The following is a 23349-nucleotide window of genomic DNA, read 5'->3' as shown; positions in this document are numbered from 1 at the left end:
ACGGATCAGTGTATTGGGGGAATCCCGTAGATCATGCAGTTTTAGTCATGTCTTGCGGGAAAAGTTTCGCAACAGTCTGAAGAAAAAGGAAAACTGGTCGGGTTTCCGCACCAGTGGGAAGGACCCGCGCCACTAGGGCGCGGGTCGTTTTCTTAGCCGATGATGGCGTTCAGCGTCGCACTTGGGCGCATCACAGCCGCGGTTTTGGCAGGATCGGTGTGGTAGTAGCCACCCAGATCGGCAGCCCCACCCTGGGCCGAAGCAAGCTCACCCAAAATCTGCTCCTCCTTTTCGGCCAGAGCAGTTGCAAGCGGCGCAAATTCAGCTGCCAGTTCGGCATCATCCGACTGCGCGGCCAGGGCTTCGGCCCAATAGCGCGCGAACCAGTAGTGGCTGTCACGGTTGTCGGGCTGACCGACCTTACGGTTGGGGGACCGGTTGTTGTCCAGAATGCCCTGCGTTGCCGCCTCGGCCGCAGCACCCAGAACACCTGCCTTGGCGTTGCCCTTGCTGTCGGCGAGGAAGTTCAGCGATTCACCCAGCGCACAGAACTCACCCATCGAATCCCACCGCAGGTGGTTTTCTTCGACCAGCTGCTGCACATGCTTCGGAGCGGAGCCGCCTGCGCCGGTCTCGAACAGACCACCGCCGTTCATCAGCTTGACGATCGACAGCATCTTGGCCGAGGTGCCCAGTTCGAGGATCGGGAACAAGTCAGTCAGATAATCCCGCAGCACGTTACCGGTGACGGCAATGCTGTCATTGCCAGCGGTGATCGTCTCCAGCGACTGACGTGTCGCCTCACGCGGAGCCATGATCAGGAATTTATCAGCAACACCAGCCGCTTCCAGCGCGGGCTTAACATATTGGATCAACTCGGCATCATGGGCACGGTTTGCGTCCAGCCAGAAGATCGCCTCGGATCCGGTCAGGCGCTGACGATCCATCGCCAGTTGGATCCAGTTCTCGATGGGCGCTTTTTTCACTGTGCAGGCCCGCCAGATGTCTCCGGCCTCGACCTCATGCGAATGCAGGGTTTCGCCATTGGCCAGAACGACGCGGATTGTGCCATCCGCTGGCGCCTGGAACGTGGTCGGGTGCGAGCCGTACTCTTCGGCCTTTTGCGCCATCAGGCCAACGTTGGCCACCGCACCGGCAGTGGCCGGGTTCAGCGCGCCATTGGCTTTGAAGAAGTTGATGGATTCGTCATAAACCGACGCGTAGCAACGGTCAGGGATAACACAGTTGGTGTCGCCTTTGGCTCCGGTTTCATTCCAGCCTTTGCCACCTGCGCGGATAACGGCGGGCATCGAGGCGTCGATGATCACATCGGACGGGACGTGCAGGTTGGTAATGCCACGGTCCGAGTCGACCATATACATGGACGGACGATCACCCTTGATCGCGTCGATGGCAGCCACGATGTCGGCATTGTCCTTCACGCGGTCCAGCAGATCCCCAAGACCCGAGTTCGGGTTAACACCCAAGGCCTCAAGCTCTGCGCCGAATTTTTCGAACACAGGAGCCAGCCACGCGCGTACGGCATAGCCGAAGATGATCGGGTCGCTGACCTTCATCATCGTCGCTTTCATGTGCAGCGAGAACATGGTGCCGTCTTTCTTGGTGTCCTCGATGGCATCGGCCAGGAAAGAGGACAGCGCTTTGACCGACATGAAGGTCGCGTCGGCAACGGTGCCCTCTTCCAGCGGCCAGCCGTCTTTCAGCACGGTCACGCTGCCATCTTTGCCGACAAATTCGATCTTCGCGTCACCGGCTTGTGCTGCGGTGATCGTCGCCGATTTCTCATTGGCGTAGAAATCGTTGCCGGACATCGAGGACACTTTGGTCTTGCTGTCCGACACCCATTCCCCCATCGAATGAGGGTTCTTCTGGGCGTAGTTCTTCACCGCCCGCGCCGCACGGCGGTCACTGTTGCCTTCGCGCAGAACCGGGTTCACCGCCGAGCCTTTAATGGCATCATAGCGGGCACGGATCGCCTTTTCTTCGTCATTCGAAGGCTCTTCGGGGTAGTTGGGGATGTCGTAGCCCTGCGACTGCAACTCTTCGATCGCGGCGACAAGCTGAGGAACCGATGCCGAGATGTTGGGCAGCTTGATTACGTTGGCGTCGGGCGTTTTTACCAGATCGCCCAATGCGGCCAGATCATCTGTGATGCGTTGCGCGTCGGTCAGCTTTTCTGGGAAGGTCGAAATGATACGGCCTGCAAGCGAAATATCTTTGGTGCCAACGCTGACACCCGCCGCCGAGGCGAATTTGCGAATGATGGGCAGGAATGAGGCGCTGGCCAGCTCAGGCGCTTCGTCTACAATGGTATACAATATGTCGAAGTTCGATTTATCTGCCATATTCTTTCACCTTTTTTAAGCCTTTAAGGGGCAATCGCTGCAAGAGTTTGGGCCGCTTTATTGCGGCGCGGGAGGGGCGCGAATGACATAACACCCCTGAGTGACTCTGATTTGACAGGGCTTCCCTTAAATCAGGTTTGCGTTGGGATCAATCGTCTACTGGGGGCGCAAATTGCCACGGTTGAGGAAAAACACGCCAATCGGCTTTTGATTGCGCACCTTTCAGCGCCCAACGCCCCAAGTATCACTTAACCGATATCCGCCGGGCCAAGGGTCATCCGGGTCCAGCATGTGCTGATGAACGCCAGTGATCCAACCTCGGCCGCTGATCTCGGGGATGATGGCCGCATGGTCCCCAACCTTGGCTTCGTCGACAATCCGGCCGGTGAAACGCGATCCGATGATCGAAACTGCCTCAAAAGTCTGACCGACCTTCATCTGGCCCTTCGCCGCCATCAGGGCCATGCGCGCCGAGACCGCCGTTCCGGTTGGCGAGCGGTCAACTTTGCCGGGCTGGATCGCAACGGCGGATTTCCCTGTCAGTCCGGTTTCGGTTGTCTTCAAAGGCCCGCAAAAAGCGCAGAAAGAGATATGGTTCCAAGCCGCGTTTTGCGGGTGGGTAAAGCCAAGCTGATCATTGGCGGCATTGGTGATGGCAACGCCCAGACGGGCGATATCGCGGGCCTCGGCCTCCACAATTTCGAACCCCAAGGCCTCGGCATCGACCACCACGAAACTATCCCCTCCATAGACCGTATCCACGGTGAGGGTGCCAACGCCTGTCACCTCCAGACGGACCGCGATCTTGTCTGCAAAGCTTGGCAGGTTTTGCACATAGATACGCTGGGCTTTGCCATCCCGACACTCTGCCCGGACCCGTACCAAACCGCCCGGAGCCTCGAGTGTCATATGCGTTTCCGGCTCTTGCATGGGAATGATACCGCTGTCCAAAAGAACAGTGGAGACACAGATCGAGTTTGACCCCGACATGGGCGGCGTGTCTTCCGGCTCCATGATAATGAACGCCGCATCCGCCTGCGGATGTTTCGGAGGGACCAGCAGGTTGACGTGGCGAAAGACGCCGCCTCGGGGTTCATTCAGCACGAAATTGCGCAAATTCTGATCCTGCGCAATGAATGTGCGTTGATCCCACAGGGTTTCTCCGGGTGGTGGCTGCACGCCACCGACGATGACGTCGCCCACTTCACCTTCCGCATGGGCCGAGATCACGTGGATGGTTTTAACGCTGCGCATGGGGCCTCTCTGCTCGAAATGAGTCGGGCCTACTGGCCTCGTTTGGACCAGTTCAGAGAACGACCCCGTTTCGGTCAAGCCTTAACCTGCGCTCAAAACACCCCGGTTGAACTTGAATCGCTGCTACCTAAAACGAATGCCAGTCTCAGGGTCGAACACCATGGCACGCTCGGGTTGGACCGAGATCCCGATTTTCTCACCTGTGGTGCTGCGTTGGTCGTCCCGTTCTTCAACGATCAGTTTGTCGCCATTTGGGGTCAGAAGATAGGAATAGGACACGCCTCCAAGCGCCTCGGTCAAATCAACGGTGCAGGTGTCGGCACTGCGGTCGATCTGGATGTGTTCGGGTCGCATCCCTAGGGTCACCTTGCTAACACCAGCCGGAACTTGGGCCGATACCGGCAAAGGCTGACCCAGTGCCGGATGCGTGACGTGTCCGTCCGCATAATCGCATTCGAGAAAGTTCATCGCTGGCGAGCCGATAAAGCCCGCCACAAACCGGTTGTCCGGATCACGATACAGGTCCATCGGTGCGCCCACCTGCTCGATCCGGCCATCGCGCAGCACGACGATCTTGTCGGCCATTGTCATAGCTTCGACCTGATCGTGGGTTACATAGATCATGGTGGCGCCAATCTCCTGATGGAGGCGCGCGATTTCGACCCGCATCTCAACCCGAAGCTCGGCATCGAGGTTGGAGAGCGGCTCGTCAAACAAGAACACTTCGGGGCCGCGCACGATCGCACGCCCAATGGCGACTCGCTGACGTTGACCACCGGACAAGGCCTTGGGCTTGCGTTTAAGGTATTGATCCAGCTTAAGAATACTGGAGGCGTCCCGAACCTTCTGGTCGATCTCTACCTTGGGAACGCCGTTCATGCGCAGGCCAAAACCCATATTCTCGGCAACCGTCATATGCGGGTACAAAGCGTAGGTTTGGAACACCATCGCCACACCGCGTTTTGCAGGATCCATGTGGGTCACTTCGCGCGCGCCAATATGAATTTGGCCTTCCGATGTTTCCTCGAGCCCCGCAATCATCCTCAGTAGGGTGGACTTACCGCAGCCTGAGGGGCCGACAAACACACAGAATTCACCATCTTCGATTTCCAGATCAATCCCGTGGATAACCTGAGTCTGGCCGTAGCGTTTGATCGCCTGATTGAGCGTTACACCTGTCATGTCGATTGCATCCTGTTGTTCTGTCCATTCGGGCGGGTTTCAGGGAACCGCCAAGCCTGCGCCTCGGTCGCGATCTGGTCGGCAACGCGCCGCACCCGAGGGACCCAGGCCTCTAGTTGATTGAAATCCATCCGCCCGGTTGAACCGGTCACGGAAATTGCGCCCAAAACGCGCCCGCCCGAGGTCAGAACCGGACAGGCTACGCAGATAATGCCGGGCTCATGCTCTTCATCGTCGATCGCGTAGCCTCGTCTGCGAATCAGTTCTAGATCTGCCCGCAAAGCCGCCTCCGAGGTCAGCGTCTTATCTGTGAAACGGTGATAGCTTTGCTGGGATACGGCGCGGTCCAATGCGGGCCCATCCAGAAACGCCATCATCGCCTTGCCTACGCCGGTGCAATAGGCCGGGCCGACTTTGCCGGCTTGAGAATACATCTCTACCGGTTGGGCCGCGTTGCGTTTGTCGACATACAGAACCTGATTGGAATCCAGCTGCGCCAAATGCACCGTTTCGCCCGTCTCGGAGCTGAGCGTATCCAGAAACGGCCGCGCAATAGGGGCCAGAGAGCTTTGCGTCCACGCCGTATGCGCCAGACGGACCAGCCGGAGACCCGGCGAATAGGTCTGGCGGTCTGGCTCATAGGCCAGCATGCCCTGATTGGTCAGCGATTGCAGAAAGCGATAGAGCGTCGCTTTGGGAAAGCTGCTGCTCTCCAGTAGTTCCGCGAACCGCACAGGGCGCTCGAACGAGGCCACGTGCTCCAGCACATCACATGCTTTGCCTATTGTTCCGTCACCAGCCACGGGCGTGTGTTCTCCTCCGTTTGACCGCCGTGTTTGCACGAGGGTCTTGACAAGACTAGCCGAGTCGATGTGTAGTTTTCAATATATAAAACACGGTTTCATTATTTGGAACTAAAATGGAAGCTAAGGGAGGACACCATGCATTCCATGTTCAAGCGCACCGCTGCCGCACTGGCGGCGAGTGTGGCACTAGCTGCACCCGTCGCCGCCGAACTGACCGGCGAACTGCGCATCTTTCTTGACACCTCGAACCCGGCGCCGCGCGCGACGATGGAAGCGATGATCGCACAGTTTCAGGCCCAGCACCCGGATCTGGCCATTGAAACCACAGTGATCGACCGCGAGGCGTATAAGACGCAGATCCGCAACTTCCTGACGGCTGATACTCCGGATGTTGCTACATGGTATGCCGCAAACCGCATGAAGCCTTATGTTGAGGCGGGTCTGTTCGAAGATGTTTCGGACCTATGGGCCGAACCTGAGATCGCCGAAAACCTAGCCTCGACCAAAGGTGCGATGACCCTTGATGGTAAGCAGTGGGGCGTGCCCTATACCTACTATCAGTGGGGTGTTTACTACCGCAAAGACATCTTTGATGAGCTGGGCCTGACCGAGCCGACCACCTGGGAAGAAGAACTGGCGAACTGCCAGAAGATCATCGACTCGGGCCGCGCCTGCTATACCATCGGGACCAAGTTCCTGTGGACCGCCGGCGGCTGGTTTGACTATCTGAACATGCGCACCAACGGGTTCGACTTCCACAACCAGCTCGCCAATGGTGAAATCAGCTGGGAAGACGATCGCGTCAAGCAGACCTTCGCCAACTGGAAGCAGCTGGTCGACATGGGTGCCTTCATCGACAACCACCAGACCTATAGCTGGCAGGAAGCCCTGCCCTTCATGGTGAACGGAGACGCAGCCGCCTATCTGATGGGCAACTTCGCCGTTGCGCCTCTGCGCGAAGCGGGTCTGACAGACGATCAGCTGGACTTCTACCAGTTCGTCGCGATCAACCCTGATGTTGAACTGGCCGAGGACGCCCCGACCGATACGTTCCACATCCCGGCCAACGCTTCGAACAAGGAAGCCGCGCGCGAGTTCCTGCGCTTCGTCGTGTCTCCGGACGTCCAGACCGAAATCAACAATGGCTCAAACCTGGGTCAGCTTCCGGTCAACGCGCAATCCTCGGTGGATGACGACAAGTTCCTGCAGCAAGGTTTCACCATGCTGTCCTCGAACAGCCCCGGCGGTGTCGCACAGTTCTGGGATCGTGACGCTCCGGCGGAAATGGCCAAGGTCTCGATGGAAGGCTTCCAGGAATTCATGGTCAAGCCCGACAATCTGGACAAGATTCTGGCCAAGCTGGAACGCGCTCGTAGCCGTATCTACGACAACTGATCTGGCAGGGGCCGGGTAGAAAACCCGGCCTACGCCTTCCTCAATTGCAAGGCGGGCTGAAGCTCGCCTTCGCCCCCAGATCCGAGATAGCCCATGTCAGCCGTCGACACACCGGAACAGGAAAGCTGGTTCCATCGCAACCAACAACGCATCGCGCCCTGGCTTTTCCTTGCGCCGGGCCTGTTGTTCTTCATGGTCTATGTGATCATCCCGGTCTTTCAATCCTTTAACCTGTCACTCTACGAATGGGATGGGCTGGGCGCCGCGGAATACGTAGGGTTCCGCAACTACGAGGACCTGTACTGGGAGTGGGTCGATCGCGATGCGTTCTACATCTCACTCAAGAACAACCTGATTTGGTTGATCCTGTACCTGGCAGCGATCCCAGCGGGCCTGTTCATCGCCCTGTTCCTGAACCAGACGGTCTGGGGCATTCGACTCTACAAGTCTCTGTTTTTCTTCCCGTTCGTGATCTCTCAAGTCGTTGTTGGGCTGGTTTTCACGTGGTTCTACGACCCGACATTCGGGTTGCTGAACGAATTCCTGGGTTTCTTTGGCCTTGGCCCGCTGAATGTGCTGGGGGATGAAAAACTGGTCACATACGGCATCATCGTCGCTGGCCTGTGGCCGCAGACAGCCTATTGCATGATCCTGTATCTGACCGGCCTGAACGCCGTGGACCCCGAACAGATCGAGGCCGGACGTCTGGACGGTGCGAAAGGCGGGCGGATGCTGTGGCACATCATCCTGCCGCAATTGCGCCCGGCGACGTTTATCGCCTTTGTCGTAACGATCATTGGCGCTCTGCGGTCCTTCGACCTGATCTCGATCATGACGCAGGGTGGGCCGTTCGGGTCGTCCCGCGTGCTAGCCTATTACATGTTCGAGGTCGCCCTATCTGAATACGGTTTCCGCATGGGATATGGCGCCGCCATCGCCGTAATCTTGTTCCTCATTATGCTGTGCTTCATCGCCTATTTCCTGTGGTCGATGTACCGCGAAGAAAGGGGGCACTGAGATGTTTCCCAAACCCATCGAAAAACAACCCCGCGCGGCGCAGATCACTTATCAGGCCATGCTGCCCATTGCCTTGCTGCTGTGGCTCGGCCCCTTGCTCGCCGTTGCCTTGTTCTCAATCAAGCCCGAGGCGGATTTCACCAACGCAAACTACTGGGGCCTGCCGTCCCGGTTTGAGGGCGCGGTCAATTACGGGCAGGTGTTCTTCAACTCGGATATGCCGAGGTATCTGCTGAACTCGTTCATGATCACCATTCCAACGGTGATTGGAGCGGTCGCGCTCAGCTGCATGACCGGGTTCGCGCTGGGGATCTATAAATTCAAGTCGAACCTATGGATTTTCTTCATGTTTGTGGCGGGCAATTTTGTCCCGTTCCAGATCCTTATGGTTCCGGTCCGCGACCTGACCTTGGAGCTTGGCCTGTACAATACCAAAACTGGGCTGGTCCTGTTTCACATCGCGTTCCAGACCGGGTTCTGTACACTGTTCATGCGAAACTTCATCCGCGCGCTGCCTTTTGAGCTGATTGAAGCCGCGCGGGTCGAAGGCATCAGCGAGGTCCGTATCTTCTGGTACGTGGTCCTGCCGCTGATGAAACCCGCCATCGCGGCGCTGAGCGTGCTGATCTTCACCTTCATCTGGAACGACTATTTCTGGGCCGTGGTCCTGACCCAAGGGGCTGAAAGCCAACCTGTGACGGCCGGGATCACCAGCTTCAACGCACAGTACCGCGCGGCATATCAACTGATGAGCGCGGGTTCCCTCGTTGCCGCCTTGCCGCCGGTGGCCATGTTCTTCTTGATGCAGAAACACTTCATCGCGGGTTTGACCCTTGGAGCTGTTAAATAACGCCAAACGAGAGTTTTGCAAAATGACCAAAATCACCTTTATCGGCGCGGGTTCCACGATCTTCATGCGCAATATCGTGGGCGATGCGCTGCTGACCCCTGCGCTTGCCGACAGCCATTTCGCGCTGATGGATATCGACCCGCAGCGTCTGGCCGAAAGCGAAACCGTAGCGCGGGCCATGATCCGTTCGGTCGGCACCGGAGCAACGGTGACCACCCACACCGACCGCCGCGCGGCGTTGGAGGGGGCTGATTTCGTCATCACTGCCTTTCAGGTCGGCGGGTACGAACCCTGCACGGTGACGGATTTTGAGATCCCCAAGCAATACGGGTTACGCCAGACCATCGCAGACACGCTCGGGATCGGAGGGATCATGCGCGGGCTACGCACCGTCCCGGTACTGTGGGGCGTGGCACAGGATATGATGCAGCTCTGCCCCAAAGCGACGCTGTTGCAATATGTGAACCCGATGGCGATCAACACCTGGGCTCTGGCCGAGCAATTCCCGGACCTGAAACATGTCGGCCTATGCCATTCGGTACAGAATACGGTCGAAGAACTCGCTCACGACCTAGACCTGCCCAAGGATGAAATCCGCTACAAAGTGGCAGGCGTGAACCACGTGGCCTTCTTCCTGCGGCTGGATCATCAGGGTCGCGACCTCTACCCCGCATTACGCCGAGGCTATGCGCACGGTACTCTACCGAAGCCACCTCTGTTGATGCCACGTTGCCCAAACAAGGTTCGGTATGAGGTGATGGACCATCTGGGCTATTTCTGCACTGAGAGCTCGGAGCATTTGGCAGAATATGTGCCGTGGTTCATCAAGGACGGTCGGCCCGACCTGATCGAACAATTCTCGATCCCGCTGGATGAATACCCAACCCGCTGTGTCGAGCAGGTCGCGGATTGGAAGGAACAGGCCAAGACACTAACAGACGGGCGCGATGTCTCGGTTGTTCGCAGCCACGAATTCGCGGCGGACCTGATGAACGCCGTCGTTACAGACAAGCCCTATACGGCCTATGGAAACCTGCCCAATACGGGTCAGATCCCGCAATTACCCTTGGGCGCTGCGGTGGAAACCCCCTGTCTGGTCGATTCAAACGGCGTTCAGCCCTCGGTCGTTACCGACATCCCGCCGCAACTGGTGGCGCTGATGCGCACCCAAATCAACGTGCAAGAGCTGACCGTCCGGGCGCTGACCGAGCAAAACGCCGAATACATCTACCATGCTGCCATGATGGACCCACACACCGCGGCCGAACTGGACCTGCGCCAAATCCGGAGCCTTGTCACGGACCTTCTGACCGCGCATTCGGACTGGCTGCCCGACTGGTGCCGCCCACTTCGCGCCGCATGATCTTCAATTCATCGCGAACCTCAATTCTAGCCTCAGCCAAAGAACCAAAGCCAGAATGACAAAGAAACGCCGCTCATCTCATTGGTACGGAAAACTCGACAAAGACGGTTTCATCCACCGTTCCTGGATGAAAAACCAAGGCTTCCCTGACCACGCCTTTGACGGGCGCCCCATCATTGGCATCTGCAACACGTGGTCTGAACTGACGCCCTGCAACTCAGGCTTGCGAGATCTGGCCGAAGGCGTGAAGCGCGGTGTGTGGGAGGCTGGGGGCTTCCCGGTCGAATTCCCGGTCATGTCGCTGGGCGAGACCCAGATGAAGCCCACCGCCATGCTGTTCCGCAATCTGCTGGCCATGGATGTTGAGGAATCCATCCGCGCCTACGGCATTGACGGCGTTGTTCTGCTGGGCGGATGTGACAAGACCACGCCAGGGCAGCTGATGGGCGCGGCCTCGGTCGATCTGCCCTCGATCGTGGTCAGTTCCGGGCCAATGCTGAACGGCAAGTTCAAGGGCAAGGATATCGGATCGGGCACCGATGTCTGGAAGTTCTCGGAAGAGGTCCGTGCGGGCGAGATGACCCTGCAGGATTTCATGAACGCTGAATCCGGAATGTCGCGCAGCGCCGGGGTTTGCATGACGATGGGTACGGCCTCGACCATGGCCTCGCTGGTCGAAGCCATGGGAATGTCGCTGCCAACCAACGCCGCGCTGCCCGCCGTTGACGCCCGCCGCATGGCGCTGGCACACCTGACCGGCAAGCGGATTGTCGAGATGGTGGACGAAGACCTCAAACCCTCAGACATCCTGACTAAGGAAGCATTTAAGAATGCCATTCTGGCCAATGCCGCCGTGGGTGGCTCGACCAACGCCGTAGTCCACCTGCTGGCGCTGGCAGGTCGGGTTGGCGTCGATCTGACACTGAAAGACTTTGAAATCGGCTCTGAGATTCCCTTGCTGGTCAACTGCATGCCGTCTGGCAAATATCTGATGGAGGATTTCTGCTACGCGGGCGGCGTGCCTGTGGTTCTGAATGAAATCAAGTCCTTCCTGCGCCCTGCGAAAACGGTTCTGAACAAGGATATCTCGGCCCACTACGACGGGGCAGAGTGCTACAATCGCGACGTGATCCGCCCCTTCGATGATCCGGTCAAACCCGCAGCCGGCCTGCGCGTTCTGCGCGGCAATCTGGCCCCAAACGGAGCCATTGTGAAACCATCGGCGGCAACAGATGAGTTGCTGGAAACCGAGGCCGAAGCCTTTGTTTTCGAAAGCATCGAAGACCTGAAGGCCAATATCGACCGCGAAGACCTGCCTGTGACGCCCGAGACCATTCTGGTTCTCAAAGGGTGCGGACCCAAGGGCTATCCCGGCATGCCCGAGGTCGGCAACATGCCGGTCCCGGCGAAACTGGTGAAAGAAGGCGTGCGCGACATGATCCGCATTTCGGACGCGCGCATGTCCGGCACCGCCTTCGGTACTGTCATCCTGCATGTCAGCCCCGAAGCGCAGGCCGGTGGCACATTGGCACTGGTCAAAACCGGCGACCGCATCCGCGTCTCCGCCAGCAAGGGGGAGCTTGAGCTGCTGGTCAATGAGGCGGAACTCGACACCCGCCGAGCAGCCTGGCAGCCGGAGGCACCGCATTACACGCGCGGCTACGCCCGCCTTTATATCGACCACGTGCTGCAAGCCGATCAGGGCGCTGACCTTGATTTCCTTGTCGGCAAAGACACACGCCTCGTTACAAGAGAGAGCCACTAATGGACCAACCTGCTCTATTCCAGGACCTGAAAGGGGCCTCAGTCTATATCACCGGCGGCGGCTCGGGCGTTGGCGCTTCGCTGACCGACGGGTTCATGGCTCAAGGGGCCAACGTAGCCTTCATCGGTCGCTCGGATGCAAGTGCCTTCGTGGAAGAAATGCGTGCCAAACACGGTCGCGCGCCCTTGTTCATGCAGGGCGATATGACCGATACGGAACTGTTGCACGCCACCATGCAAAAGGCCGCCGATGCCCAAGGACCGATCAAAGTGCTTGTCAATAACGCCGCCAACGATCAGCGCCACTCTCTGGAGGAGACGACCTCGGACTTCTGGGACTGGATGATCGAGGTTAACCTGAAGGCCTACTACTTCGCCTGTCAGGAAGCCGCACGCCAGATGGAGAATGGCGGCTCCATCATCAATTTCAGCTCGATCAGCTATATGATGGGCAACGCGGGCTATCCGATCTACACGACCTCGAACGCGGGCATCACCGGCATGACCCGCTCGCTGGCGCGCGAGCTTGGACCGAAACGCATCCGCGTCAACGCACTGGCCCCCGGTTGGGTTCTGACGCAAAAGCAGATGGACATGTGGGCCACGCCCGAAGATTTGGCGGCACATTTGGATCGCCAATGCCTGAAAGAACATCTAAAGCCCGACGACATGATCGGACCCACCTTGTTTCTGGCCTCGGACGCCAGCCACGCCATGACCGGACAATGCATGGTTGCCGATGGTGGCGTCGTGGTAACGGGGTAGAGTTATGAAACCAGAATGGATCGCAGCGGACTGGGGCACCTCGCACTTGCGCGTCTGGGCGATGGAAGGGTCGACCCCTATTGACCACGCCCAGTCAGACATGGGCATGGCGCGCGTCTCCAAAGGCGGGTTTGAGGACGCCCTGTTGGCATTGATCGAGGGCTGGTTGGGCAATGCCCCTGTCGATGTCGTCGCCTGCGGCATGGTCGGCGCCCGTCAGGGATGGGTTGAAGCGCCCTATGCTGCTGTTCCAACCGCGCCTGTGAAGGGCGTTCCGATCCGCGCGCCGGCCACAGATTCCCGGATCCGCGCCTTTGTCGTACCCGGTTTGAAACAGGCGTCCCCGCCGGATGTGATGCGCGGCGAAGAAACGCAGATCGCGGGATTTCTGGATACGCACCCTAACTGGGATGGGGTAATCTGCTTGCCCGGCACTCACACAAAATGGGTGCAGGTCAGCGCGAATGAAGTGGTCAGCTTCCGCACGTTCATGACCGGAGAGCTGTTCGACTTGCTACGCGGTCAATCGGTCCTTCGGCACTCGGTGACCGAAGGTTGGGACGAGGCCGCGTTTGCTGAGGCCGTCGAGGATACTCTGTCCAAACCCGAACAGCTTGCCGCCCGTCTATTCAGCCTGCGGGCCGCAGATTTGCTGCACGGGCAGGATGGCAGCACGGCCCGCGCGCGTCTGTCCGGGCTATTGATTGGGGCCGAACTTGCGGCCTCACGCCCCTATTGGCTGGGTCAGCAGATCGCGATCATCGGGGCCGAGGGGCTGTCGGCCGCCTACGCGCAAGCGCTGCAACCGCAAGGCGCGTTTGTCGAGATGGCCGACGCCACCACATCCACTCTGGCCGGGTTGAACAAAGCCCGCAATATGACAAGAGAAACCGTATGAGCCGCCCTATCATTGCCATTCTGCGAGGTTTGACCCCCTCGAGCGCCGAGAAAGTCGGTCGACTTCTGATCGAAACCGGGATCGACCGGATCGAGGTGCCGCTGAACTCACCGGATCCTCTTGAGAGCATCGGGACTCTGGTCGAGGCGTTCGGCGATCGCGCCCTGATCGGCGCGGGCACGGTGCTGACCCCTGAGCAGGTTGAGGCCGTGCGGGATGTGGGCGGCAAGCTGATTGTCTCACCCAATGCCGATCCTGATGTGATCCGGCGCAGTCGCGAACTGGGGCTGCAATCTTGGCCGGGCATCTTCACCCCGACCGAGGCCTTTTCGGCCCTCAAAGCGGGTGCAACCGGTTTGAAGCTGTTCCCTGGCTCCTTGGCTGGCCCTGCCGGGCTGTCTGCTTTGCGGGCGGTCTTGCCTGCGGGCACGCAGATCTTCGCGGTTGGCGGTGCGGGCACAGACAACTTCGAAGAATGGATCGCAGCCAGCGCGGACGGGTTCGGCATCGGTTCGGCCCTGTTCAAGCCGGACATGGAGATCGCGGAAATCTCGGAACGCGCCATCCGGATCGTAGCCGCCTATGACGAGGCCGTTGCATGAGCGTCACTTTCGACGACCGCCCGTGTATTCTGGGCGAAGGTCCCCTCTGGCATCCAGAGCGGAAGCAGCTGTTCTGGTTCGACATCCTCGGCAAACGCCTTCTGACCCGCGAGGACGAGGCGCAGAAAAGCTGGGATTTCGACGAATATGTCTCAGCCGCAGGCTGGGTGGACCGTGACACTCTGCTGATGGCCTCGGAATCCGGGTTGTGGCGGTTTTCGCTGGCCACGGGTGAGAAATCACTGGTTGTCCCGCTAGAGGCTGAAAATCCCGTCACCCGTTCGAATGACGGCCGCGCCGATCCGTGGGGCGGGTTCTGGATCGGGACGATGGGCAAAAGCGCGGAACCCGGTGCTGGCTCAATCTACCGGTTCTACAAGGGCGAGTTGCGCCGTTTGGCGCCGGGTATCACCATCTCAAACGCGATCTGTTTCACTCCGGACCGGTCCTGCGCCTACTTCGCAGACACCGCGACTCGACAGGTCATGCGGTGGGATCTGAACTCCGAAACCGGCTGGCCTGAGGGGGAACCTTCGGTCTTTCTGGATCTGAACGAAGACGGTTTGAACCCGGATGGTGCGGTGGTTGATTCCGCTGGGAACGTTTGGATCGCTCAATGGGGGGCGAGCCGGGTCGCGGCCTATGATCCGACGGGCAAGTTCCTGCGCGCGGTCACCATTGACGCCGCTCAAACGTCTTGCCCCGCCTTTGGCGGAGACGATCTGACGACGCTGTTCTGCACGACGGCCCGCGAAGGGCTGAGCACTGAGACGCTTGAAACACAACCCGCTAACGGAATGACCTTTGCCGAGCCGAACGCAGGCCAGGGCCAACCGGAACATAGAGTCCTTCTATGACCCCCGAACTAGGCGTTTGCTACTACCCCGAACACTGGCCCGAGGCTGTTTGGGCCGAAGATGCCGCGCGCATGGTCGAAACGGGCCTGAGCTGGGTGCGCATCGGCGAATTCGCCTGGAGCCGGTTGGAACCCTCGCCCGGCGACCTGCAATTCGACTGGCTGGATCGCGCCGTCGAGGTGCTGGGATCGGCCGGTTTGAAGGTGGTTATGGGGACGCCCACAGCGACGCCTCCGCGCTGGATGCTGGACAAACACCCCGATATGCTGGCCGTCGACGCCCAAGGTCAGCCGCGTAAATTCGGGTCACGTCGGCACTATTGCTTCAGCCATGCGGGCTATGTCGACGAGTGCGTCCGCATCGCCCGGATCTTTGGCGAACGCTACGGCCACAATCCGCATTTGGCGGCTTGGCAAATCGACAATGAATATGGCTGCCACGACACCACGATCAGCTACAGCGCCCCTGCGCTCGCAGCGTTTCGGCTTTGGTTGGCGGATCAATATGGCAGCATCGACGCCCTGAACGACGCTTGGGGCAATGTGTTTTGGTCGATGGAATACGACCATTTTGACCAGATCGACCTTCCAAACCTAACCGTGACCGAGCCGAACCCTGCCCATGTTCTGGCCTTCCGACGCTTTAGTTCTGACCAGGTGGTGGCGTTCAACAAGGCTCAAGCCGAAGTGTTGCGCCCGCTGACCGATGCGCCGCTGTCGCATAACTACATGGGACGTGTGCTTGAGTTCGACCATTTCGATGTTGGCGCGGACCTCGATATCGCCACCTGGGACAGTTATCCGATTGGGTTTCTATCGGACCGGTTGGAGGACGACGCCGAACACAAGGCCAAATTCCTGCAGCAAGGCGATCCGGATATGCAGGGCTTTCACCATGACCTCTATCGCGCGGTTGGCCGTGGTCGTTGGTGGGTGATGGAGCAACAGCCCGGCCCCGTAAACTGGGCCCCCTACAACCCCGCTCCCCTGCCCGGTATGGTCCGGCTGTGGTCGCTTGAGGCCGTGGCCCACGGGGCCGAGGTGGTCAGCTACTTCCGCTGGCGCCAAGCACCATTTGCGCAAGAGCAGATGCACGCAGGCTTACTGACACCAGACAGCCGCGCGGCCCCCGGTCTGGCCGAGGCGCGCCAGACGGCGGACGAACTGAAGGCCATCGATCCGGTGCACCAGAAACAGGCGCAGGTTGCGATCCTGTTCGACTATGCCTCGGATTGGGCGTGGACCACGCAGCCGCAGGGCGCAGGTTTTGACTATTTCCGGCTGGTATTCTCGGCCTATCGCGCTCTGCGTCGGGCCGGGCTGTCGGTGGACATCCTTTCACCTCAGCACCTGCCGAAAGGTTACGCCGTTATCCTTGCGCCGGGAATAGCCACTATTGACGCCGAGTTGGAGGCGCGTTTATCTGAGGCCTGCGACCTTGCCATCCTTGGCCCGCGCAGCGGCGCAATCACCCGCGATTTTCAGATCCCACTGTCAGGTCGCCCCGGCCTTGACGCGGTCGATTGCCATGTCGATCTGGTTGAAACCTTGCCGCCGAGTGTCAAACGCCCGGTCGTCGGGGGCGGAGCCGCGCAGCACTGGCTCGACCGTCTGTCGGGAGACGGAGCGGACCTATTGCAGTTTGAGGATGGTACCCCTGCTGTGAAAACGGGGGACGGAATTTGGTATCTGGCGGGTTTCCCCGACGAGGCGCTCTGGGATCGTCTCATCGGACTGGCGGCGCACCACACCAGCCTAACGCTGCAGCCGATGCCCGAGGGCCTGCGGCTTCGGGAATCAGCCGCGCATACGTTTCTTATCAACTACAATGCCGATCCAGTTGAATGGAACGGACACACCATTGCGGGCTGCGACGTTGTAATCCTCGAAAACAGCGCGTCCTCGGAGGGTTGATACGGGCGCGCTATTCCGTCCAGATCGCAAGATTGTGAGGGGCGACCGGGTCTTCTCCGACCAGAAGAGAGCGCTTTGAGTTCTCAGACAGCGGTTGATCTTGATCGCCGAAATTGAAGGCAAAGCGCAGGTCCCCGCGTCGGGTGAGCCTCAAATCTTGATGCGTTTCGATGACCTGCAGCCCCGCCCAATCCAACACGTCGCGCAGAATGTTCTGCAACAACGCGCCGCTCGGGACCATCGCAAGATAGGTCGTTCTGTCCGAGCGAGTGACCGCCGGGCTGCCATTCTGATATCGACTGACGAATTGGCCGATAACATCTTCACTTGTCTCGATAATTTCGCGCCATCCCGTGAATGGCCGCGGGTTTTGCTCGCCCAACTGCACGGCTTCATCCGCAAGATCGGGCAAGGACTCGACTCGTAAAACGCGAACACCTGTCAAATCACTCAACACTCCCGGCGCGAGGCTATCCGGGCTGTGCATATCTGGCGTCTTGCTACCCAACCGCGCCCCGATCAACAGTTTCGCTGACGTCGCCTGAAGTCTTGAGGCCAAGTCGTCGCTGACAATCATGCTCTGCGGCAAAACGATCAAGGCATAGCCATCGAGGTCGTCCTCTGGCCCGACAAAATCCAGCTCGACGCCGAAACAGCGCAAACCCGCGTACCAGTCTAGTAGGATGTTCGCATTGGGAAACTCATCGTCATGCGGCAGGATATCCGCCGCCCAGATCGACGTATAGTCGATCAGCATTGCAACTTGGGCCTTCTGCCTTTTGGCCGGCGGCAAAGCCGCGCGATCCTTCACCACCTGCGCCAATTCAACCGCTGCCTGATCCGGACTGCCATCCGACCGTAAAAGCGCGGTGTGGAACTGCTCCTGAGCGAACTTGGCCTGCCGCCAGCGAAAGAACATCACCGCCTGCGCACCATGAGCATAGGCTGCCCAGGTCCACAGCCGGACCGCTCCATCTGCGGGCGAAGGGTTCTTTTCCGCCCAGTCGACGGGACCGGGTTGCTGCTCTAACACCCACATGCGCCCGCGTCCCTGCGAACGATAGAGATCGCAGTGAAACCCCTGATAGTCAGGTGCCCCGGTTCGCAAGTAGCGATGCTTGTCCTGATCAGACAGGGATGATCCCAGCAGATTGCCCAGCGGGTAGCTGTCGAAGCCTACGATATCCAGATCGGCGCCCACCGCGTGGTGATCATACTCGAAACTGCCCGCCATGAAGTTATGCGTGATATCCCGGCCCGGCGAATGCGCCCGAAGAATATCCACCTGAGCCTTGTTGAACAGTCGGACCCGGTCCGAGGAATAACGCGCAAAATCCAAAGATTGCGTCGGGTTCGCGGCCGCGACCAAGCCGTTTGGTAGCTCGATCTGGTCAAAACGTGAATACTGCGTGCCCCAGAAGACCGTACCCCATCTCTGGTTCAGTTCTTCAATCGCGCCATAGCGCTCTTGCAGCCACCGGCGAAACCCATTGCGAGCCGCGTCCGAGTAACTGAGGACGGTGTCGTGGTCATTGTATTCGTTGTCGATCTGCCACGCGTGAACATGCGAGTTTTGCCCATAGCGCTGGGCATATTCGGTGGCGATCCGTTTGGACTCCTCAAGATAAACATCGCTGGAGAAGCAATAGTGCCGGCGCGATCCAAAGCCGCGCACGCGACCGTCAGGGCCGACGGGCAAAATCTCCGGGTACTCGTCGATCAGCCATTTGGGTGGCGAAGCCGTTGGAGTAGACATCATGACCCGCAGGCCAGCCTCACCCAAAATCCCGATGACCTCATCCAGCCAACCCCACTCGAACTGACCGCGCCGGGGCTCGATCAGGCCCCAGGTGAACTCGGCAATCCGCACCCAATCGAGGCCCATTTCGACCATACGCGCGGCATCGTCTCGCCATTGGGACGGGCCCCATTGTTCGGGGTAGTAGCAAACGCCCAGTTCAAGTTTGCTCATCTGGTGTCCTTCGCGGTTCGCCGTTCGATCCATTTCAGGAAGCTGGCGCAACCCAGAGTGATCACGACATAGAGGATCGCCGCCGTGTTGAAGGGCGCAAACGGCAGGAAGCTGGAGGCTTGGAATTCGCGCATGCGTTGGGTCATGTCGCGCACCGACAGGATCGACAGCAGCGAGGTGTCTTTGATCATCGCGATGAATTCGTTGCCCAAGGGCGGTGTGACAATCCGCAAGGCCTGTGGCAGCACGATCAGCCGCGCAGTTTGCCAGCGTGACAGGCCCAGCGAGCTGCCAGCCTCGAGCTGGCCTTTCGGTATAGCTTCGATGCCGGATCGGAAGATCTCGGCCATATAGGCGGAATACCCAACCGAAATGGCGATGATCCCGCGCGTCATGTTGGTCATGTCGATACCACCGCCAGTAGCATCCTTGACAGCGCCCGCCAGAGGAAGGCCGATATAGAGGATGATCACCAGCATCGGTATGCCTCGGATCGTGTCCACGAAAAACTCGGCGCCGACCGCAAGCGGGTGCAGTTTGTGTTGGGACCCACCGACCGTCAGTGTCAGCAAAAGGAAACCGAAAACCGCGAAAGCCAACCCCGGATTTCGGAACTTGTCCGGCAAAAAGCTGGTTTGCCAGATCACAGGATAGCCCTGCGAGTGGGCCTCAACTGGAACAAAGGCGCCCGAGACGCTGTCGACGGTCTCTATCTGCTCAATCGCGGATGCAGCGTCCGGGGCGCTCCGGATCCGGATTTGCTGATCGCCGCCGCCCTCGAATTCGCGGAAGCGGATCACGTCGGCCTGCGCCTGAGGGGTACCGCGTACGATGGCAATACGGCCCTCGGTATTGCCGACAAGGACATAGCTGACCTTGGGCTGCATGAAGAAAAAGGTGGACACCGCAAGCAACGCAAGGCTGATCGCTCCATAGACCATCGTTGTCCGGGCCTTTGGCTGGAAAGACTGCAGCCCCACCCAGATCAGACCAAGGATCGCTGCGAAGATATAGGCAAAGATCGCGGCGCGGAACGTGATGGCGACGCCTGTTGCGAATTGCCAATGGGCCATGAACATCAGGTAGAACAGCGCGGCGCCCGTCAGAATTTCGAACCCAAGCTGCACGCGCCCGCGCAAAGGTTTCGTCAAACGACTAGAGATCAGGCACAGCGCGATGATCACAGCATAGACAGCCAGCAGGATCTGCAAGCCGCTCTGAACTTGTGCCACCACTTCGGGAAACAAAACCCACGTTTGGTTGGTGCGATCAATCAGGGTCGAGGTATTCTCGCTGAGCGCATGAAAAAAGACGGACTCGGCGAAGGGCATCAGGACATGCGGGGCGACAAAAGCCAGAATGGACAGGCCAACCGCCGCCGGAAAAGCCGTCAATGCCGAAATCCGAAGCCATGCGGGCGCTTGCGCTTCGAACCGGGTGTGCCGGGCGCAAAGATAGCCGAGGATCGCCGTCGCAAGGACAAGCAAGAACCCCACGAAAATCGGCCCTGCATTGTTGCCGATTCCCAGAATGGCGACCAGAGATCGCAAGTATTTGGATGAAGTGGCAAACAGATAGATGATAAATGGCGCGGCTGCGAGCAACACGAGGTTGCTCGGGCGGATCGAGCTGAGGCGCGACATGGGGTTCTCCGCTAAGTCAAAGCCCCGGCGGCAGAACCCGCCGGGGCTGGAGGGGGTTCAAAGGATCAGTTGGTGCCCCAGTATTTGGCTTTCAGCTCATCCAACGTCCCGTCTTGCTGAATTGCGGCCAGACCTTCGTTGATCGCATCGACGGTCGGATCACCTTCCTGAAACACGATCCCCAGAGGGTCGGATTGCAGGCCGGTAATGCCCACGGTTAACTCGCCCGCGAACTCCTGCTCATACGCGGTGGCCGAAGTTCCGTCGATGATCACGCCTTCGACGTCAGCGTTCTGCAACGCCAGAATGGCGGCCGAGAAGTTGTCATAGAGGCTGACATTCTCGCGCCCGACCAGCTCTTCCGCCAGCTGAGCGTTGGTTGTTCCGGTTTGAGCGGCCAGCTTGAGACCTCCGGCCTTGAAGTCATCCAGGGTCGTGTCGCCCTTGTCGACTTGCAACAGGATGGCCTGGCTGACCACGATATATGGCTCAGAGAAATCCATGGTCTCTTCCCGTTCCGGCGTTATCGAAACGCCCGAGATGACCAGATCGAACTCACCTTGCTGAAGGGCTGCGAAGATGCCGTCCCACGCGGTATTGACGAAATTCGGCACGCAGTTCACGCGCTCGCAAATGGCGTTCATCACGTCGACGTCAAAGCCCACGATCTCGCCCGTTGTCTCGTCGACGGTCTCCATCGGTGGATAGGTCGCGTCCGTTCCGATCTTTAATACGCGCCCATCCAAATCAGCGGCAAAAGCGGCCGGAACCGTCATCGTTGCAACCGCTGCAGCGGCAAGTAGATGTTTGAACATGTTCGGTTTCTCCTTTATTGGGTCAGGTCAAATCGCCGGGTTCGGCGGAGGTGTGTCAGGTTGCCGCTCGATTAACGTGGCCCTGATCTTCTTTTGAATTTCGGACGGATCGACCCCGTCCAGTGATTTTAACATGAACGCGCCCAGCAACCGGCTGGTCTCGTCAATCGGCACGTAATAGGCGCTGGGCGCAGGCACGAAATACTTGCTGAGTTGGAGGTCATCGGTCGAAATGACCACAACATCGCGCCCGACCCTGATGCCATCTTCGGCGGCAGCCGACAAAACGCCCAATGTCATCGCCTCATTGGCGCAAATGATACCGGTCGGGCGGTCTTTACGCTGCATCAGGCTGCGAAAAGCCTCTTGGCCGCTTTGCGCCGTTGTGGGGCCGTTGTAGATCAGATCGGGTTGAACGGGCACGCCCGCCGTCTGTAGTGCGGCGGCATAGCCAGTCTGACGCTGTCCGGTGTAAACCAATTCGTCGGGTGGATTGATGAGAGCAATTCGTCGATGACCTAAACGCAACAGCCGCTCTGTGGCATCATGCGCTGCACTTTCGCTATCGAAATCGACATAGGGATGAGGTTCAGAACTGTCGCTCATGCCATAGGTTACAAAGGGGAAGTTCTGACTTTGTAGATAGGCGATACGCGGGTCGTTTCGTCGGGTGCCCGAAAAGATCACCCCATCCGCCGAGCGTTCCTGTACGATCGTGCGAAGGGCGGCCATCGCGTCGTCCAGATCAGCCACACTGCACACGCTCAGCTCATAGCGTGACCCCTGCAAAGCGGTTGAGATGCCAGCCACAATTCGGGTGAACTCGACACCCTCCCACTCCTCGGTTGCGTCAGCGGAGACGCCCACCAGTACCGCGATCCGGTAGGACTTGTTCGTGCGCAATTTCAGCCCAGCAAGGTTTACTTTGTAACCCTGCTCCACGGCCACTTTCTGTATCTCTTCACGGGTTTCGCGTTTGACCGAGTCCTCCCCGCGCAACGCATTGGATACGGTACCGACGGAGTAGCCTGTCTGCTTGGCGATAGACTTGATCGTTGCGCGGGCCATCTAGATACGACCTTTCAAAAGATCGGTCAGAAAGCGCCTTCCTGTTGTCAGAGTCTTTGCCGGGCTAGGAGGCTCGTCATGTTCAACGAACAGATCCGAACAGGCGGTGCGATCCAGAGCGTCAAGAACCGGGCTCCAGTCTATGTCGCCCTGCCCTAAATCCCGCCACCTAGCGTCGCCCTTTTGGCTGGGATCCACGTCCTTAGCATGGACCGAAACCACACGGTCGGCATAGCGCTCAATCATCTCAACCGGGTCCAGGTAGGCCGCCCCCAGCCAACCGATATCGGGCTGCCAATAGACGTTCCCTGTCTCCAGGATCATCTCCAACGGCGTCTGCGAGGGGTACCCGACCAGGTCGAAATCGTGGTTGTGATAGGCCAGTCTAACGCCCGAACCTGACAGTTGCGCAGCCCATTGCGATAACTGGCCCGACACAGCCTTCCATCCCTCGGCAGTGTCGGGCCGCGCCGCTGGTGCCAGCCAAGGCATGACGGCAACTGGGCATTCCAATCGTTCCAGAAGGTCCTGAATTTCGGGTAGTCGCCCCTCGAACTCTTCCCAGTCGAAATGCGCCGAACGGACCCGCAAACCAGATTGCGCAACGATCCGGGCCATCTGACGCGCTGTCAGGTCGTGCAACCCAGTCGTTTCGACATCTGCATAGCCACAGGCCGCCGCCAATTGCAGTTGATCGCCAAGATCACCACAATTCCGAACTGTGTATAGCTGCGCAGAAACCCGCATTTGCCACCATTGAAACGTTTCAATAATGGTTGAACGGGGCTGTATGAGTTGTCAAGCGGCTTGAAGCAGCGC

The 23349-nt window shown here is 59.0% G+C and carries 19 protein-coding genes; 10 read left to right on the top strand and 9 right to left on the bottom strand.

Annotated elements, in window-relative coordinates; genetic code table 11:
* Positions 1 to 152: 152 nt before the first annotated feature.
* From ACR0C3_RS05925 to ACR0C3_RS05910, 4 genes are all read right to left on the bottom strand, one after another.
* Positions 153 to 2366: an NADP-dependent isocitrate dehydrogenase gene (locus ACR0C3_RS05925; protein ID WP_480757655.1), complete on the bottom strand. Its 2214-nt coding sequence runs from the start codon at positions 2364 to 2366 to the stop codon at positions 153 to 155.
* A gap of 222 nt (positions 2367 to 2588) precedes the next feature.
* Complete coding sequence (locus ACR0C3_RS05920; protein WP_480757653.1) at positions 2589 to 3620, bottom strand: trans-3-hydroxy-L-proline dehydratase; 1032 nt, start codon at positions 3618 to 3620, stop codon at positions 2589 to 2591.
* Positions 3621 to 3743: 123 nt separating this feature from the next.
* Positions 3744 to 4802 carry an ABC transporter ATP-binding protein gene (locus tag ACR0C3_RS05915; protein WP_480757652.1) on the bottom strand — a complete coding sequence of 353 codons (1059 nt, stop codon included), beginning with the start codon at positions 4800 to 4802 and terminating at the stop codon, positions 3744 to 3746.
* Complete coding sequence (locus ACR0C3_RS05910) at positions 4799 to 5605, bottom strand: IclR family transcriptional regulator (protein ID WP_170767812.1); 807 nt, start codon at positions 5603 to 5605, stop codon at positions 4799 to 4801. The genes ACR0C3_RS05915 and ACR0C3_RS05910 overlap by 4 nt, the downstream gene beginning before the upstream one ends.
* 138 nt (positions 5606 to 5743) lie before the next feature.
* On the opposite strand from ACR0C3_RS05910, the gene ACR0C3_RS05905 reads away from it, so the two are divergent.
* From ACR0C3_RS05905 to ACR0C3_RS05860, 10 genes are all read left to right on the top strand, one after another.
* Complete coding sequence (locus ACR0C3_RS05905; protein WP_170659262.1) at positions 5744 to 7003, top strand: ABC transporter substrate-binding protein; 1260 nt, start codon at positions 5744 to 5746, stop codon at positions 7001 to 7003.
* Between the two features lie 93 nt (positions 7004 to 7096).
* Positions 7097 to 8020 (top strand): carbohydrate ABC transporter permease, encoded by a 924-nt coding sequence (locus tag ACR0C3_RS05900; protein WP_480757651.1) that lies wholly within the window; start codon positions 7097 to 7099, stop codon positions 8018 to 8020.
* Position 8021: 1 nt separating this feature from the next.
* Positions 8022 to 8870 carry a carbohydrate ABC transporter permease gene (locus ACR0C3_RS05895; RefSeq protein ID WP_170377452.1) on the top strand — a complete coding sequence of 283 codons (849 nt, stop codon included), beginning with the start codon at positions 8022 to 8024 and terminating at the stop codon, positions 8868 to 8870.
* 22 nt (positions 8871 to 8892) lie between these two features.
* Positions 8893 to 10233, top strand: coding sequence for an alpha-galactosidase (gene melA / locus ACR0C3_RS05890; RefSeq protein WP_480757650.1), 1341 nt, complete (start codon positions 8893 to 8895; stop codon positions 10231 to 10233).
* 55 nt (positions 10234 to 10288) lie between these two features.
* Positions 10289 to 11998 (top strand): IlvD/Edd family dehydratase, encoded by a 1710-nt coding sequence (locus ACR0C3_RS05885; RefSeq protein WP_480757648.1) that lies wholly within the window; start codon positions 10289 to 10291, stop codon positions 11996 to 11998.
* The gene (locus tag ACR0C3_RS05880; RefSeq protein WP_480757647.1) at positions 11998 to 12762 is read left to right on the top strand and encodes an SDR family NAD(P)-dependent oxidoreductase; all 765 of its coding nucleotides are present in this window, start codon (positions 11998 to 12000) and stop codon (positions 12760 to 12762) included. Before ACR0C3_RS05885 ends, ACR0C3_RS05880 begins: the two co-directional genes overlap by 1 nt.
* 4 nt (positions 12763 to 12766) lie before the next feature.
* A complete protein-coding gene (locus ACR0C3_RS05875) occupies positions 12767 to 13660 on the top strand; it encodes a 2-dehydro-3-deoxygalactonokinase (RefSeq protein WP_480757646.1) in 894 nt (297 codons plus the stop codon).
* Positions 13657 to 14262 (top strand): 2-dehydro-3-deoxy-6-phosphogalactonate aldolase, encoded by a 606-nt coding sequence (locus ACR0C3_RS05870; protein WP_425085378.1) that lies wholly within the window; start codon positions 13657 to 13659, stop codon positions 14260 to 14262. Before ACR0C3_RS05875 ends, ACR0C3_RS05870 begins: the two co-directional genes overlap by 4 nt.
* A complete protein-coding gene (locus ACR0C3_RS05865; protein ID WP_480757645.1) occupies positions 14259 to 15119 on the top strand; it encodes an SMP-30/gluconolactonase/LRE family protein in 861 nt (286 codons plus the stop codon). The genes ACR0C3_RS05870 and ACR0C3_RS05865 overlap by 4 nt, the downstream gene beginning before the upstream one ends.
* Positions 15116 to 17032, top strand: coding sequence for a beta-galactosidase (locus tag ACR0C3_RS05860; protein ID WP_480757643.1), 1917 nt, complete (start codon positions 15116 to 15118; stop codon positions 17030 to 17032). The genes ACR0C3_RS05865 and ACR0C3_RS05860 overlap by 4 nt, the downstream gene beginning before the upstream one ends.
* Positions 17033 to 17042: 10 nt before the next feature.
* Here ACR0C3_RS05860 and ACR0C3_RS05855 read toward each other — a convergent pair whose 3' ends face one another.
* The 5 genes from ACR0C3_RS05855 to ACR0C3_RS05835 all read right to left on the bottom strand — a co-directional run bounded on the left by ACR0C3_RS05855 (position 17043) and on the right by ACR0C3_RS05835 (position 23277).
* A complete protein-coding gene (locus ACR0C3_RS05855; protein WP_480757641.1) occupies positions 17043 to 19004 on the bottom strand; it encodes a beta-galactosidase in 1962 nt (653 codons plus the stop codon).
* Complete coding sequence (locus tag ACR0C3_RS05850; RefSeq protein ID WP_480757640.1) at positions 19001 to 20647, bottom strand: amino acid ABC transporter permease; 1647 nt, start codon at positions 20645 to 20647, stop codon at positions 19001 to 19003. The genes ACR0C3_RS05855 and ACR0C3_RS05850 overlap by 4 nt, the downstream gene beginning before the upstream one ends.
* 65 nt (positions 20648 to 20712) lie before the next feature.
* Positions 20713 to 21462: a basic amino acid ABC transporter substrate-binding protein gene (locus ACR0C3_RS05845; RefSeq protein WP_480757638.1), complete on the bottom strand. Its 750-nt coding sequence runs from the start codon at positions 21460 to 21462 to the stop codon at positions 20713 to 20715.
* A 27-nt stretch (positions 21463 to 21489) separates the two neighbouring features.
* The gene (locus tag ACR0C3_RS05840) at positions 21490 to 22530 is read right to left on the bottom strand and encodes a LacI family transcriptional regulator (RefSeq protein ID WP_480757637.1); all 1041 of its coding nucleotides are present in this window, start codon (positions 22528 to 22530) and stop codon (positions 21490 to 21492) included.
* A complete protein-coding gene (locus ACR0C3_RS05835) occupies positions 22531 to 23277 on the bottom strand; it encodes a sugar phosphate isomerase/epimerase family protein (protein ID WP_480757636.1) in 747 nt (248 codons plus the stop codon). It abuts the gene before it with no gap.
* Between the last annotated feature and the right edge of the window lie 72 nt (positions 23278 to 23349).

It is taken from the genome of Ruegeria sp. CK3, assembly GCF_056536565.1.
This window is presented reverse-complemented; position numbering and strand designations above follow the sequence as displayed.